Raw genomic sequence first — 14,967 nt, forward strand, 5'->3', positions numbered from 1 at the left:
AAACAGAAATGATTTGGAGTGAACAGAGCATGCCTAAGTACCGTTCCCACACCACGACTCATGGCCGCAACATGGCTGGCGCCCGCGCATTATGGCGTGCCACCGGCATGACCGATGACGATTTCGGTAAGCCCATTATTGCCGTCGTCAACTCCTTTACCCAGTTCGTACCGGGCCACGTTCACTTGCGCGATCTGGGTAAACTGGTTGCCGAGCAAATCGAAGCCTCCGGCGGCGTAGCGAAAGAATTTAATACCATCGCCGTGGATGACGGGATCGCCATGGGTCATGGCGGCATGCTGTATTCATTGCCTTCGCGCGAACTGATCGCGGATTCCGTGGAATACATGGTGAACGCACACTGCGCCGATGCCATGGTGTGTATTTCCAACTGCGACAAAATCACCCCGGGAATGCTGATGGCGTCACTGCGCCTGAACATTCCGGTGATCTTCGTTTCCGGCGGTCCGATGGAAGCCGGTAAAACCAAGCTGTCCGACAAAATTATCAAACTCGACCTGGTCGATGCGATGATTCAGGGCGCAAACCCGAACGTCAGCGATGCTGACAGCGAACAGATCGAACGTTCTGCCTGTCCGACCTGTGGTTCCTGTTCCGGTATGTTCACCGCCAACTCCATGAACTGTCTGACCGAAGCGCTGGGCCTGTCTCAGCCGGGTAACGGTTCATTGCTGGCGACCCACGCCGACCGCCGGGATCTGTTCCTGAATGCCGGTCGTCGTATCGTTGAGCTGACCAAACGTTATTACGAAAAAGATGATGAATCCGCGTTGCCACGCAACATCGCCAGCAAAGCGGCATTCGAAAATGCCATGACGCTGGATATCGCCATGGGCGGTTCCACTAACACCGTTCTTCACCTGCTGGCTGCGGCGCAGGAAGGCGGCATCGAATTCGATATGATCGACATCGACCGTCTGTCACGCGTTGTACCACACCTGTGTAAAGTGGCACCGAGCACGCCGAAATACCATATGGAAGACGTTCACCGCGCCGGTGGCGTGCTGGCAATTCTGGGCGAGCTGGATCGTGCGAACCTGCTGAACCGCGACGTGAAAAATATCCTGGGCCTGAATCTGACGCAGACGCTTGAACAGTACGACATCATGCTGACCAAAGACGAAGCGGTGAAAAAAATGTTCCGCGCAGGCCCGGCAGGTATCCGTACCACGCAGGCATTCTCTCAGGATTGCCGCTGGGACACGCTGGATGATGACCGCGCGGAAGGGTGTATCCGCTCGCTGGAACATGCGTTCAGCAAAGACGGCGGTCTGGCCGTGCTTTACGGCAACATCGCCGAAGCGGGCAGTATCGTGAAAACCGCAGGCGTGGATAAATCCAACCTGACTTTCCGTGGCCCGGCCAAAGTGTACGAAAGCCAGGATGATGCGGTTTCCGCAATTCTCGGTGGCAAAGTCGTGTCCGGCGACGTCGTGGTTATCCGCTACGAAGGGCCAAAAGGCGGTCCGGGCATGCAGGAAATGCTGTATCCGACCACCTACCTGAAATCCATGGGTCTGGGCAAAGAGTGTGCGCTGATCACCGACGGTCGTTTCTCCGGCGGCACTTCCGGCCTGTCCATCGGCCACGTTTCTCCGGAAGCGGGCAGCGGCGGCATGATTGCGCTGGTGGAAGATGGCGACATCATTGATATCGATATTCCGAACCGCAAAATGGTACTGGACGTTCCTGCGGCTGAACTGGCTGCCCGTCACGAGGCCGAACTGGCGCGCGGCGACAAAGCCTGGACGCCGAAGAACCGCGAACGCGTGGTGTCTCTGGCGCTGCGTGCTTACGCATTGCTGGCGACCAGTGCCGATAAAGGCGCCGTTCGCGACAAGTCTAAGCTGGGAGGCTAAAGGCCATGGCGGTATCTCAACCTCTGCCCGATCAACCGGGTGGTGCCGAATATCTGCGCGCCGTGCTGCGTGCGCCGGTTTATGAAGTCGCACAGGTGACGCCTTTGCAGGTCATGGAAAAGATCTCTTCCCGGCTGGGTAACACCATTCTGGTGAAGAGGGAGGACCGCCAGGCTGTTCACAGTTTTAAACTGCGCGGTGCGTATTCCATGATCGCCAGCCTGACCGAAGAGCAGGCCGCGCGCGGCGTGATTACGGCTTCTGCCGGTAACCACGCACAGGGCGTTGCGCTGTCGGCCACCAAAAAAGGCATTAAATCGCTGATCGTGATGCCGGTGGCGACCGCTGACATCAAGGTCGATGCCGTGCGTAATTTCGGTGGCGAAGTGCTGCTGCATGGTGCGAATTTCGATGAGGCGAAAGCCAAAGCGATAACGCTGTCGCAGGAACAGGGCATGACCTTTGTGCCGCCGTTTGACCATCCGGCGGTGATCGCCGGCCAGGGCACGCTGGCGATGGAACTGCTGCAACAGGATGCGCATCTGGACCGCGTCTTCGTGCCTGTCGGCGGCGGTGGTCTTGCGGCGGGTGTCGCAGTACTGATCAAACAGCTGATGCCGCAGATTCAGGTGATCGGCGTTGAAGCGGAAGATTCGGCTTGTCTGCGCGCGGCGCTCGATGCCGGTGAACCGGTTGATCTGGCGCGTGTCGGGTTGTTCGCCGAAGGCGTGGCCGTGAAGCGCATCGGGACGGAAACCTTCCGCCTGTGTCGTGAATATCTGGATGATGTGATCACCGTTGACAGTGATTCCATCTGCGCGGCCGTGAAAGATTTGTTCGAAGATGTGCGTGCGATTGCTGAGCCTTCCGGCGCGCTGGCGCTGGCGGGGCTGAAGAAATACGTTCAGCAGCACAACATTCAGGGCGAGCGTCTGGCGCATGTGCTTTCCGGCGCGAACGTGAATTTCCACGGTCTGCGTTATGTGTCAGAACGCTGCGAGCTGGGCGAGCAACGCGAAGCGCTGCTGGCGGTGACCATTCCTGAGCGCAAAGGCAGCTTCCTGAAATTCTGTCAGCTGTTGGGTGGCCGTTCGGTAACGGAGTTCAATTACCGTTATGCCGATGCCGACAACGCCTGCATTTTCGTCGGCGTGCGTCTGACGCGCGGACATGCGGAACGTCTGGAAATCATCGATGAACTGAATCACGACGGTTATCAGGTGGTCGATCTTTCTGATGATGAAATGGCGAAACTGCATGTGCGTTACATGGTGGGCGGGCGTCCGACCAAGCCTCTGCGCGAGCGGCTTTACAGCTTTGAGTTCCCGGAATCCCCCGGCGCTTTGCTGAAATTCCTGCACACGCTGGGCACGCACTGGAATATTTCGCTGTTCCATTATCGCAGCCATGGCACCGATTTTGGTCGCGTGCTGGCAGCCTTTGAGCTGAACGAGGAAGAGCCGGAGTTCGAACAGAACCTGAAGGCGTTGGGTTATGACTGTCACAACGAAAGTGATAATCCTGCATTCCGCTTCTTCTTAGCGGGCTGATAACGAAAACGGGACGCCTGAAAAGCGTCCCGTTTTTTATTGCCTGAAAGGCTCAGAGTAACTGCCAGAACGCGTCAATCAGCGGTTCGTTGAGGCGTTTTTTCTGCACGCAGACGCCCAGCTCCAGCGGTGCGCCGACCGCAACGTTATCCAGAATGGTAATGCGGTTGCGGATGGATTCCGGGCTGTTGTCGACCACGACCGACGGGATCAGCGCAATGCCGCAGCCAAGCGCGACCATCGAGACAATCGCTTCATGGCCGGACACCGTGGCGTAAATCAGCGGATTAGTCAGACGGTTGCGTTTGAACCAGATGTCGATACGTTTTCGCGCCGGGCCATGCTCGGGAAGAATAAACGGGATCCGCGACCAGTCGGGATGAGGTTCGCTGACCTGGGTGCGCACCGCGCAGGGCAGCGAAGGCGAAATCAGGATCATTGAGATTTCGCCAATCTTTGCGAAATCGACGCTGCCCGGCAAACTTTCAGGATGTCCGGCGATACCTAAATCCGCGTCGGTAGACTGCACTTTTTCGACCGCATCGGCGGCATCGCCGGTGGTCAGTTTAATTTCGACCAGCGGATGCTGTGCGCGGAAGCGGTCCAGAATCGGCGGCAGATGGCTGTAGGCGGCGGTCACCGAGCAAAACAGACGCAGTTCGCCGCTCAGCGTCGGGCCATGCTGATCCAGCCCGCTGCGCAGTTGCTGGTAATGCAGCAGCGTCTGCTGGGCAAAGTTTCTGAGCTGTTCGCCCGCACTGGTCAGCTGCACGGTGCGGTTATCACGCTGAAACAGCGGCTGGCCGAGCTCCTCTTCCAGCCGCTGGATCTGGCGCGAAAGCGTGGACGGGCTGACATGCATCGCCTTCGATGAACGGCCAAAATGGCGGCTTTCCGCCAGATGTAAAAACAGTTTCAGATCACGTAAGTCCATAACGATTACCCGGTTTTCTCGCATTAAAGATGGCTGTTCAGGAGTATTGCATAATCTGCAACGTCATCTTCGTAATATATCAATTTAAGCAATATGTCGCATGACATATAGTGAATTCACGGCGTTCACCGGCTCACCGGTGAAACAAAAAATAACAGCACTTACCTCGAAAGAACGGAGCAAGACATGGCTAACTATTTCAACACACTGAACCTGCGTCAGCAGCTGGCACAACTGGGCAAATGCCGCTTCATGGGTCGCGATGAATTCGCCGACGAAGCCAGCTACCTCAAAGGTAAAAAAGTGGTGATCGTGGGCTGTGGCGCACAAGGTTTGAACCAGGGTCTGAACATGCGTGATTCTGGCCTGGATGTGTCATATACCCTGCGTGCAGAAGCGATTGCCGAGAAGCGCGCTTCATGGCGTAAAGCGACTGAAAACGGCTTTAAAGTCGGCACCTACGAAGAACTGATCCCGCAGGCGGATCTGGTCGTTAACCTGACGCCAGACAAACAGCACAGCGCGGTAGTAAAAGCCGTTCAGCCTCTGATGAAGGATGGCGCAACCCTGGGCTATTCCCACGGTTTCAACATCGTTGAAGTGGGCGAGCAAATCCGTAAAGACATCACCGTGGTGATGGTTGCGCCGAAATGTCCGGGTACCGAAGTACGTGAAGAATACAAACGCGGTTTCGGTGTACCGACGCTGATCGCAGTTCATCCGGAAAACGATCCGAAAGGCGAAGGCATGGCGATTGCTAAAGCCTGGGCAGCAGCCACCGGCGGCCACCGTGCGGGCGTTCTGCAGTCTTCCTTCGTTGCCGAAGTGAAATCTGACCTGATGGGCGAGCAGACTATCCTGTGCGGTATGTTGCAGGCCGGTTCTCTGCTGTGCTTCGACAAACTGGTTGCTGACGGCGTTGATGAAGCTTACGCAGAAAAACTGCTGCAGTTCGGCTGGGAAACCATCACCGAAGCGCTGAAACAAGGCGGCATCACGCTGATGATGGATCGTCTGTCCAACCCGGCGAAACTGCGTGCTTATGCACTGTCCGAACAACTGAAAGAGATCATGGCGCCACTGTTCCAGAAACACATGGACGACATCATCTCCGGCGAATTCTCCAGCGGCATGATGGCTGACTGGGCGAACGACGACAAAAATCTGCTGACCTGGCGTGAAGAAACGGGCGCCACCGCGTTCGAAAACGCACCACAGTTCGACGGTAAAATCTCCGAGCAGGAATACTTCGACCACGGCGTTGTGATGATTGCGATGGTGAAAGCGGGCGTTGAGCTGGCCTTCGAAACCATGGTGGCTTCCGGCATCATCGAAGAATCCGCTTACTACGAATCACTGCACGAACTGCCGCTGATCGCCAACACCGTTGCACGTAAGCGTCTGTACGAAATGAACGTGGTAATCTCTGATACCGCTGAATACGGTAACTACCTGTTCGCTAACGCCGCCGTGCCGTTGCTGAAAGAGTTCATGACCACGCTGCAGGCGGGCGATTTGGGCAAATCAGTGGCTGAAACGCAGGTTGATAACGCACAGCTGCGTGATGTTAACGAAGCGATTCGCAATCACCCGATCGAGTCAATTGGCCGCACTCTGCGTGGCTATATGACTGACATGAAACGCATTGCGGTAGCGAGTTAATTCGTTAACCCTCAGGTATGAAATAGAAATAAAAAGGGCACTGCATGAAAATGCGGTGCCCTTTCTTTTGGTTCTGACAGAGGCAGAACTTAGTTGCGGTACAAAATCTTAATGATGTGGTAACCGAACTGAGTGTGCAGCGGGCCTTGTGGCTCGATCAGCGGTGCAGAGAAAACCACTTTGTCGAAAGCCGGCACCATTGCGCCTTGCTTGAATTCACCTAAATGGCCGCCTTTCTTACCTGACGGGCAGGTAGAGTGCTTCTTAGCCAGCTTCTCAAAATCGCCACCGTTCTTCAGTTGTTCCAGAAGTTCCAGTGCCTGTGCTTCTTCCTTTACCAGGATATGCATTGCTGCAGCAGTTTTTGCCATGATGTAGACCTTTTTGCGAGAGTGTTTCCAGACGCGTAATGTAACATCTGCAACGGCGCATGGGGAATCCGGCCTGCGTTCCGGGATAACAAATTGCACGGTAAAGCCTGTCAATCTCAGCCGACGTTTCTGCTACAATCGCCGTCCTTGTCTATCAGGTGAGCAAAAATACGCCATGCGATTAAACCCCAGCCAACAACACGCCGTCGAATCTGTCACCGGACCCTGCCTGGTTCTGGCGGGTGCCGGCTCCGGCAAAACCAGGGTGATTACCAATAAAATCGCACACCTGATCCGTGAATGTGGCTATCAGGCACGTCACATTGCGGCCGTGACCTTTACCAACAAAGCCGCGCGCGAAATGAAAGAGCGTGTCGGGCAAACCCTCGGGCGCAAAGAAGCGCGGGGGCTGCTGATTGCCACCTTCCATACGTTGGGGCTGGAAATCATCAAACGCGAATTTGCTGCGCTGGGCATGAAATCTAACTTTTCTCTGTTTGACGATCAGGACCAGCTGGCGCTGCTCAAAGAGCTGAGCGAGAAGTGGCTGGAGAACGACAAAACGTTATTGCAGCAACTGGTGTCCACGATCTCAAACTGGAAAAATGATCTGGTGGATCCTTCTCATGCCGCCGGGCTGGCGCGTTCGGAACGCGATCAGATTTTCGCGCATTGCTACAGCCTTTATCACGACCACATGCGCGCCTGTAATATTCTCGATTTCGACGACCTGATACTGCTGCCGACGCTGCTGTTGCAGAAGAATGAAGAAGTGCGCGAGCGCTGGCAGAACAAGCTGCGTTATCTGCTGGTCGATGAATATCAGGACACCAACACCAGCCAGTACATGATGGTGAAACTGCTGGTGGGTAACCGCGCGCGCTTTACGGTGGTAGGGGACGATGACCAGTCGATTTACTCCTGGCGCGGCGCACGACCGCAAAACCTGGTGCTGCTGAAAGAAGATTTCCCGCAGTTGCAGGTGATCAAGCTGGAGCAGAACTACCGTTCCACGCAACGCATCCTGAAAGCCGCCAACATCCTGATCGCCAATAACCCGCATGTGTTCGAGAAGCGTCTGTTCTCTGAGCTGGCTTACGGCGAATCACTGAAAGTTGTGACGGCGAATAATGAAGACCATGAAGCGGAACGCGTCGTGGGCGAGCTGATCGCTCATCACTTCATCAATAAAACCGCTTACGGCGATTACGCGATTTTGTACCGCGGTAATCACCAGTCACGTCTGTTTGAAAAAATGCTGATGCAGAACCGCATTCCGTACCGGATTTCCGGCGGCACCTCTTTCTTCTCACGCCCGGAGATCAAAGACCTGCTGGCGTATCTGCGCGTGCTGACCAACCCGGACGATGACAGCGCTTTCCTGCGTATCGTGAATACGCCGCGTCGCGAAATCGGTGCCGCCACCTTACAGAAACTGGGGGAGTGGGCGAATCAGCGTAACAAAGGGTTGTTCAAAGCCAGTTTTGATATGGGGCTGAGCCAGTCCCTGACCGGTCGCGGGCTGGAAGCTTTGCAACGTTTCACCCACTGGATGGGCAGTATTTCCGAGCTGGCAGAACGTGAACCTGTCGCCGCCGTGCGGGATTTGATCCACGGCGTTGATTACGAAAGCTGGCTGTTCGAAACGTCGCCGAGCCCGAAAGCCGCCGAGATGCGCATGAAAAACGTCAATCAGCTGTTCAGCTGGATGACCGAAATGCTCGAAGGCACCGATCTGGATGAGCCGATGACGCTCACGCAGGTGGTCACGCGCTTTACGCTGCGTGACATGATGGAACGCGGTGAAAACGACGAAGAGTTGGATCAGGTCCAGCTGATGACGCTGCACGCCTCAAAAGGCCTTGAGTTCCCGTATGTCTATCTGGTCGGTATGGAAGAGGGGCTGTTGCCGCACCAGAGCAGCATTGATGAAGATAACGTGGATGAAGAGCGGCGTCTGGCTTATGTGGGCATTACCCGTGCGCAGAAAGAGCTGACGTTTACCCTTTGCCGTGAGCGTCGCCAATATGGTGAGCTGATCCGCCCGGAACCGAGCCGTTTCCTGATGGAATTACCGCAGGACGATCTGGCGTGGGAAAGTGAACGTAAAGTGGTGAGCGCGCAGGAACGCATGGTGAAAGGGCAGAGCCATCTGGAAAAAATCCGTGAACAACTGGCGAAAGCCAAAGGCGGAAACTGACAGACAAAGAAAAGGCAGGGGATAAACCCTGCCTTAGTAGTATGACGGTGTGTCGAAAAATTCAGCTCTGCTCTTCGACAAACAGCGGCCAGTGGACATAACTCTGCCAGTGACTTTCCTGTTCTAACTCTTCCGCACGCAGCGGATGCTGTTCCAGCCAGCCCTGCGGCACAATCACACTCAGCTCATCATCGTTAGCGCGTAAACGCACGGCAGGCAATGTGTCGTCGCGACGACGGCTGGCAAAGATAATCGCCAGGCGCAGAATTCGGCAAAGGCGCTGCGCCAGACGAGGCGGCAAAGCATTTTGCTCATTCAGCAACGGCAAATCGAGTGTGCTGTTCTGGTTTTGCAGAAGGGTCGCCAGCAGTTTTTTCTGTGCCGGAGTGAAACCCGGTAAGTCTAAATGCCGGATCAGATAAGCCGCGTGTTGCGGGGCTTTTTTGAAATCGACGCTCAAACCTATTTCGTGGATCAGACAGGCGCTGTTGAGTAACTCACGGGCGCGGGCATCCAGCTTCCATTCCTGTGCCACCTGCAGCGAGAAGTTCTCCGCCAGTTGTGCCACGCGTTGCGCCTGCTCGTTATCCAGCAAATAGCGACGTTGCAGATTACGCAATGTACGCTGGCGGATATCGTGCTCGATCGGCAAATGCAGCATGCCGTACACCAGACCTTCGCGCAGCGCGCCGCCGGCCAGTGTCATCGTTTCGATGTTCAGCGTTTTGAAAATGGCGATCAGAATGGACAGTCCGCTTGGGAAAACCAGCGCACGTTCGAGAGTCAGGCCTTCAATTTCCAGCTCTTCCAGTTTGCCGCACTGAATCGCGCGCTGTTTGAGCTGCTGAAGTTTTGGCAGAGTGATGCGCTCATCCATGCCTTGCGCGACCATGATTTCCTGCAAAGCCTGGACGGTGCCGGAAGCACCGACGCAGATTTGCCAGCCGTTCGCGATAAGATCCGGTGCCACCGGCAGGATCATCTCGATCGCAGCCTGTTCGGCCTGATCGAAGTTTTCCTTTGCCAGATTGCGGTCGGTAAAATAGCGCTCCAGCCAGGTCACACAGCCCATTGGCATGCTGAAAAGGGTAATCGCCTGTGCGCCGACACCGGTCACTAATTCGGTGCTGCCGCCGCCAATATCCACCACCAGACGTTTATCCGGACCCCCCGTGGTATGGGCGACGCCGTGATAAATCAGGCGGGCTTCCTCTTCACCGGTAATCACCTGAATCGGGCAGCCAAGGATTTCCTGCGCTTTGATGAGAAATTCATCGGCATTACTGGCAAGCCGCAGCGTCGCCGTGGCGACCACGCGGATTTGTGCGCGTGGGATATCCTGCAATCTTTCAGAAAACAGCTTCAGGCATTGCCAGCCGCGTTGCATGGCTTCCTGAGAAAGCAGGTTCTGCTTATCCAGACCGGCAGCCAGACGCACTTTGCGCTTGATTCTGGCGAGGGTCTGGATACTGCCTGCCACCTCACGAACAACCAGCATATGAAAGCTGTTAGAGCCCAGATCGATTGCTGCGTAGAGTGAGGTGGAGCTTAGCATAGGTTATCAGCCCGGACGTTTACGGTTGCTGCGCGGTGCACTGCTGCGACGCGAAGACGAATTGCTGTTACGACGCGGACCATTGCCGGTACGTGAACGTGCCAGACGTTTTGGCGCAGGCAAATCAGTCAACAGTGCTTCGCTGCTGTATTTGCTGACCGGAATACTGTGGCCGGTATAGGTTTCGATCGCCGTCAGGTTCAGGGCATATTCTTCACATGCCAGGCTGATGGAATGACCGCTCAGACCAGCACGGCCGGTACGACCGATGCGGTGAACGTAATCTTCACAGTCATCAGGTAAGTCATAGTTGAAGACGTGTGTCACGGCAGGAATGTGCAAGCCGCGCGCAGCCACGTCGGTGGCAACCAGAATATCCAGCGTGCCTTTGGTGAAGTCTTCCAGAACGCGCAGGCGTTTTTTCTGAGGAACGTCACCGGTCAGCAAACCGACGCGATGACCATCGGCAGCCAGATGGCCCCAGACGTCTTCACAGCGGTGCTTGGTATTGGCGAAAATGATGCAGCGGTCTGGCCATTCTTCTTCAATCAGCGTCTGCAACAGGCGCATCTTTTCTTCATTGGAAGGATAGAACAGCTCTTCCTGAATACGGTGACCCGTTTTTTGCTCCGGTTCGATCTCAATCGACTCGGCATTATTCATGTTTTCAAACGCCAGTTCTTTCACGCGATAGGAAAGCGTTGCTGAGAACAGCATGTTCAGACGTTCAGTAGCAGGCGGCATCCGGCGGAAGATCCAGCGGATATCTTTGATGAAGCCCAGATCGAACATGCGGTCTGCTTCATCCAGTACCACCACCTGAATCGCGCCCAGGTCGATGTGGTTCTGTTTTGCGTAATCGATAAGACGGCCAGTGGTCCCAATCAGGATGTCCACGCCGCTTTCCAGAACTTTAAGCTGTTTGTCGTAGCCATCACCGCCGTATGCCAGACCTAATTTCAGGCCGGTAGACTCGGATAATGCTTCGGCATCGGAGTGGATCTGCACCGCGAGTTCACGTGTAGGTGCCATGATCAAGGCACGCGGCTGGTTGGTCTTACGACCCTCCGCAGCAGGGTGAGAAAGCAGATAATGGAAAGTAGACGCTAGAAAAGCCAGCGTCTTGCCGGTACCGGTTTGCGCCTGACCTGCAACATCACGCCCAGCGAGCGTGATTGGCAATGCTAATGCCTGGATAGGTGTGCAGTAATGGAAGCCTTTCTTTTCAAGGGCTTCCACTGCAAGCGGGTGCAGGGCGAAGTCGGAAAACTTCTTTTCGGTCAAGTGTGTTTTGCTCATAGTGTGGTAGAATATCAGCTAACTATTGCTTTACGAAAGCGTATCCGGTGAAATAAAGTCAACCTAATGTTGGTTAATGCTACATCAACAAGGTAAAGATAATCCTTTGGAGTAGAACATGAGCGATAAAATTATTCACCTGACCGATGACAGTTTCGACAACGACGTATTGAAAGCCGAAGGGCTGGTGCTGGTCGATTTCTGGGCTGAGTGGTGCGGACCATGTAAAATGATCGCTCCGATTCTGGATGAAATTGCCACTGAGTTCGAAGGCAAGCTGACCATCGCGAAGTTGAACATCGACGAAAACCCAGGTACTGCACCTAAATACGGCATCCGTGGTATTCCTACCCTGCTGTTATTTAAAGGCGGCGAAGTCGCAGCAACTAAAGTTGGCGCACTGTCGAAAGGTCAGCTGAAAGAGTTCTTAACAGCTAATCTGTAAGCGGTCGGGATGACCCAAGCCAGGTGTTTAGCGGGCTGCCGTGTTTTTCACAATGTCCGCTAGACGCCTGTCAAGAAGCGTGCTAAGTTTACGCTTACTGCAAATAGAGCTTACCTGTAGTTTGATTCTTACGTTTTACTCTGTTGTGTCAAAAACATCTGCCTGATAGTTTCTTTGAATAAAAATTAAATTGAACTGGCACTGTGCTTGACCATCTAACGGTTTTGAAAAAATCGGCTTTAAGACACCTCAATATCAGTTTGCCCCTCTAGAATCGCTCGCTGGCGACTGCCTGCGGCTGGATTTTTAAGCTGTTACTTGAGTGTTCTACACAAACAGGCATGGATGACCCTGCCATACCCATTCACGACAGATGTTCGAGACATACCCCGAGTTTAAGAACCCACCATTATGAATCTTACCGAATTAAAGAATACGCCGGTCTCTGACCTGATTGCACTCGGCGAAAATATGGGACTGGAAAACCAGGCCCGCATGCGCAAGCAAGACATTATCTTTTCAATATTGAAGCAGCATGCTAAAAGCGGAGAAGATATCTTCGGTGATGGCGTCCTCGAGATATTGCAGGATGGATTTGGTTTCCTCCGCTCCGGAGACAGTTCCTACCTCGCAGGCCCCGACGACATCTACGTATCTCCAAGCCAAATCCGCCGCTTCAACCTTCGCACTGGCGACACCATTTCCGGTAAAATCCGCCCACCTAAAGAAGGTGAACGCTATTTTGCCCTGTTGAAAGTTAATGAAGTTAACTTCGACAAACCAGAAAACGCCCGCAACAAAATCCTGTTTGAAAACTTAACCCCTCTGCACGCAAATTCACGTCTGCGCATGGAACGTGGTAACGGTTCAACCGAAGATTTAACGGCACGCGTACTGGATCTGGCTTCTCCAATTGGTCGCGGTCAACGTGGTCTGATTGTTGCTCCGCCGAAAGCCGGTAAAACCATGCTGCTGCAAAACATCGCAACCAGCATTGCGTACAACCATCCTGACTGTGTGTTGATGGTTCTGCTGATTGATGAACGTCCGGAAGAAGTGACCGAGATGCAACGTCTGGTGAAAGGCGAAGTTATCGCATCCACCTTTGACGAACCGGCTTCCCGCCACGTTCAGGTAGCCGAAATGGTTATCGAAAAAGCGAAACGCCTGGTTGAGCATAAGAAAGACGTCATCATCTTGCTGGACTCCATCACTCGTCTTGCTCGTGCTTACAACACCGTGGTTCCGGCGTCAGGTAAAGTCCTGACCGGTGGTGTTGATGCCAACGCCTTACACCGTCCAAAACGTTTCTTCGGTGCAGCACGTAACGTGGAAGAGGGCGGAAGCCTGACCATCATCGCGACCGCGCTGGTCGATACCGGTTCTAAAATGGATGAAGTTATCTATGAAGAATTTAAAGGTACCGGCAACATGGAACTGCATCTGGCGCGTAAAATCGCTGAGAAACGTGTGTTCCCAGCCATCGATTACAACCGTTCTGGTACCCGTAAAGAAGAGCTGTTGACCACGTCTGAAGAGCTGCAAAAAATGTGGATCCTGCGTAAAATTATCCATCCAATGGGTGAAATTGACGCGATGGAATTCCTCATTAACAAGCTCGCCATGACCAAAACCAATGACGATTTCTTCGACATGATGAAGCGTTCGTAATTTGGTGTAAAAGTCAGCTAACGCCACGCTAAGCCGTGGCGTTTTTTGCATTTGGTGGCTACCATAATGCAACTTCGGAGAAATAGTCAGATTATTCGGATAATAACTGATGGTTTTTCCATTGCCCTTTCTTTATTTTGTCGGCGGACTGTCTGATGACATAAAGAAAGGGCAACAGATAAGGTATTGCCTGAGACAAACCATCACTGTCACCCCATGATTAGATATAAGACTGTGAGGTTTATGATGTTCTTGCGCTCAACTCCACGCACCTTATTTTTGCAGAGATCTCTTAACTGTGAACTTACTCAATATGAGTACTGAACTCGTCGTCGTTTTCTTATTTTCATTCCTGTTTTTATTCGTTGCCAGGAAGGTTGCGTATAAAATCGGGCTGGTCGATAAACCCAATTTCCGCAAACGCCATCAGGGTATGGTTCCACTGGTCGGCGGTATCTCCGTTTATGCAGGGATCTGCTTCACCTTCCTCATTACCGATTATCGAATCCCCCACGGTCAACTTTATCTGGTCTGCGCAGGCTTGCTGGTGCTCGTCGGTGCGCTGGACGATCGCTATGACATCAGCGTAAAAATCCGTGCGCTGGTGCAGGCGACGGTCGCGGTCATCATGATGAGTTTTGCGAACCTCACGCTGCGGAATCTCGGCCATCTGATCGGCCCGTGGGAAATGGTGCTCGGGCCGTTTGGCTATCTCTTCACGCTCTTTGCTGTCTGGGCTGCGATCAATGCTTTTAACATGGTCGACGGCATAGACGGTTTACTGGGCGGACTTTCCTGCGTCAGCTTTGGTGCGATGGGCATCATCATGTACGACAGCGGACACATGGAGCTGGCATTGTGGTGCTTCGCGATGATTGCGGCGACGTTGCCTTACATCCTGCTTAATCTGGGTGTTTTGGGCCACCGCTACAAGGTCTTCATGGGCGATGCGGGCAGTACGCTGATTGGCTTCACGGTGATTTGGATCCTGCTGCAAAGCACGCAAGGCGAATCACACCCGATGAATCCGGTGACCGCGCTGTGGCTCATTGCCATCCCGCTGATGGATATGATTGCTATTATGTATCGTCGGCTGCGCAAAGGCATGAGCCCGTTCTCGGCCGACCGCCAGCATATTCATCATTTGATCATGCGCGCCGGTTTTACTTCCCGGCAGGCCTTTGTTTTGATCACCCTTGCGGCTGCAATCCTTGCGGTTATTGGCGTAATTGGAGAACATCAGCCGCTGGTGCCTGAATGGCTGATGTTGGTTTTATTCTTCCTCGCATTCCTGCTTTACGGCGTGTGCATTAAACGCGCCTGGCGGGTTGCACGGTTTATTAGACGGGTAAAAAGGCGTTTACGCCGCTCCTCCGTTCACTGATCAATTTTAACCCGAG

At 53.9% G+C, this 14,967-nt stretch carries 11 protein-coding genes; 7 read left to right on the forward strand and 4 right to left on the reverse strand.

The window, feature by feature from the left end; translation table 11 throughout:
• Positions 1-29 precede the first annotated feature (29 nt).
• On the forward strand, positions 30-1,880 hold the full coding sequence (ilvD, locus tag ED901_RS15940) for a dihydroxy-acid dehydratase (RefSeq protein WP_122096502.1): 1,851 nt from the start codon (positions 30-32) through the stop codon (positions 1,878-1,880).
• A 5-nt stretch (positions 1,881-1,885) separates the two neighbouring features.
• Positions 1,886-3,430, forward strand: a complete 1,545-nt coding sequence (gene ilvA / locus ED901_RS15945) for a threonine ammonia-lyase, biosynthetic (RefSeq protein WP_122096503.1) — start codon at positions 1,886-1,888, stop codon at positions 3,428-3,430.
• Positions 3,431-3,482: 52 nt separating this feature from the next.
• Here the strand turns inward: ilvA and ilvY are convergent, their stop codons facing one another.
• Positions 3,483-4,364 carry an HTH-type transcriptional activator IlvY gene (ilvY, locus tag ED901_RS15950; protein ID WP_056772346.1) on the reverse strand — a complete coding sequence of 294 codons (882 nt, stop codon included), beginning with the start codon at positions 4,362-4,364 and terminating at the stop codon, positions 3,483-3,485.
• A 186-nt stretch (positions 4,365-4,550) separates the two neighbouring features.
• On the opposite strand from ilvY, the gene ilvC reads away from it, so the two are divergent.
• The gene (gene ilvC, locus ED901_RS15955) at positions 4,551-6,026 is read left to right on the forward strand and encodes a ketol-acid reductoisomerase (protein WP_056772344.1); all 1,476 of its coding nucleotides are present in this window, start codon (positions 4,551-4,553) and stop codon (positions 6,024-6,026) included.
• Positions 6,027-6,115: 89 nt separating this feature from the next.
• On the opposite strand, the gene ppiC is transcribed toward ilvC, so the two are convergent.
• Positions 6,116-6,397 carry a peptidylprolyl isomerase PpiC gene (ppiC, locus tag ED901_RS15960; protein ID WP_056772340.1) on the reverse strand — a complete coding sequence of 94 codons (282 nt, stop codon included), beginning with the start codon at positions 6,395-6,397 and terminating at the stop codon, positions 6,116-6,118.
• Between the two features lie 175 nt (positions 6,398-6,572).
• Here ppiC and rep point away from each other — a divergent pair, with 175 nt between their 5' ends.
• Positions 6,573-8,597: a DNA helicase Rep gene (gene rep / locus ED901_RS15965; protein WP_122096504.1), complete on the forward strand. Its 2,025-nt coding sequence runs from the start codon at positions 6,573-6,575 to the stop codon at positions 8,595-8,597.
• 61 nt (positions 8,598-8,658) lie between these two features.
• Here rep and gppA read toward each other — a convergent pair whose 3' ends face one another.
• Positions 8,659-10,152, reverse strand: a complete 1,494-nt coding sequence (gene gppA, locus ED901_RS15970) for a guanosine-5'-triphosphate,3'-diphosphate diphosphatase (RefSeq protein WP_122096505.1) — start codon at positions 10,150-10,152, stop codon at positions 8,659-8,661.
• Positions 10,153-10,158: 6 nt separating this feature from the next.
• Positions 10,159-11,451: an ATP-dependent RNA helicase RhlB gene (gene rhlB / locus ED901_RS15975; RefSeq protein ID WP_056772328.1), complete on the reverse strand. Its 1,293-nt coding sequence runs from the start codon at positions 11,449-11,451 to the stop codon at positions 10,159-10,161.
• A gap of 118 nt (positions 11,452-11,569) precedes the next feature.
• Here rhlB and trxA point away from each other — a divergent pair, with 118 nt between their 5' ends.
• The 3 genes from trxA (at position 11,570) to wecA (ending at position 14,951) form a co-directional block, all read left to right on the forward strand.
• The gene (gene trxA / locus ED901_RS15980) at positions 11,570-11,896 is read left to right on the forward strand and encodes a thioredoxin TrxA (protein WP_013577537.1); all 327 of its coding nucleotides are present in this window, start codon (positions 11,570-11,572) and stop codon (positions 11,894-11,896) included.
• A 411-nt stretch (positions 11,897-12,307) separates the two neighbouring features.
• Positions 12,308-13,567, forward strand: coding sequence for a transcription termination factor Rho (rho, locus tag ED901_RS15985; protein WP_056772325.1), 1,260 nt, complete (start codon positions 12,308-12,310; stop codon positions 13,565-13,567).
• Between the two features lie 298 nt (positions 13,568-13,865).
• Complete coding sequence (wecA, locus tag ED901_RS15990) at positions 13,866-14,951, forward strand: UDP-N-acetylglucosamine--undecaprenyl-phosphate N-acetylglucosaminephosphotransferase (RefSeq protein ID WP_072158058.1); 1,086 nt, start codon at positions 13,866-13,868, stop codon at positions 14,949-14,951.
• The last annotated feature ends 16 nt before the right edge of the window (positions 14,952-14,967 follow it).

This window comes from Rahnella sp. Larv3_ips (assembly GCF_003697865.1).
GTDB classification, from domain to species: Bacteria; Pseudomonadota; Gammaproteobacteria; order Enterobacterales; family Enterobacteriaceae; genus Rahnella; species Rahnella rivi.

Excerpts from the sequence above, each read along its gene's own strand:
- trxA (WP_013577537.1), top strand. The coding sequence starts at position 11,570 with ATGAGCGATAAAATTATTCACCTGACCGATGACAGTTTCGACAACGAC.
- ilvA (WP_122096503.1), top strand. The coding sequence starts at position 1,886 with ATGGCGGTATCTCAACCTCTGCCCGATCAACCGGGTGGTGCCGAATAT.
- rhlB (WP_056772328.1), bottom strand. The coding sequence starts at position 11,451 with ATGAGCAAAACACACTTGACCGAAAAGAAGTTTTCCGACTTCGCCCTG.
- rep (WP_122096504.1), top strand. The coding sequence starts at position 6,573 with ATGCGATTAAACCCCAGCCAACAACACGCCGTCGAATCTGTCACCGGA.
- gppA (WP_122096505.1), bottom strand. The coding sequence starts at position 10,152 with ATGCTAAGCTCCACCTCACTCTACGCAGCAATCGATCTGGGCTCTAAC.
- ilvD (WP_122096502.1), top strand. The coding sequence starts at position 30 with ATGCCTAAGTACCGTTCCCACACCACGACTCATGGCCGCAACATGGCT.
- ppiC (WP_056772340.1), bottom strand. The coding sequence starts at position 6,397 with ATGGCAAAAACTGCTGCAGCAATGCATATCCTGGTAAAGGAAGAAGCA.
- rho (WP_056772325.1), top strand. The coding sequence starts at position 12,308 with ATGAATCTTACCGAATTAAAGAATACGCCGGTCTCTGACCTGATTGCA.
- ilvC (WP_056772344.1), top strand. The coding sequence starts at position 4,551 with ATGGCTAACTATTTCAACACACTGAACCTGCGTCAGCAGCTGGCACAA.
- ilvY (WP_056772346.1), bottom strand. The coding sequence starts at position 4,364 with ATGGACTTACGTGATCTGAAACTGTTTTTACATCTGGCGGAAAGCCGC.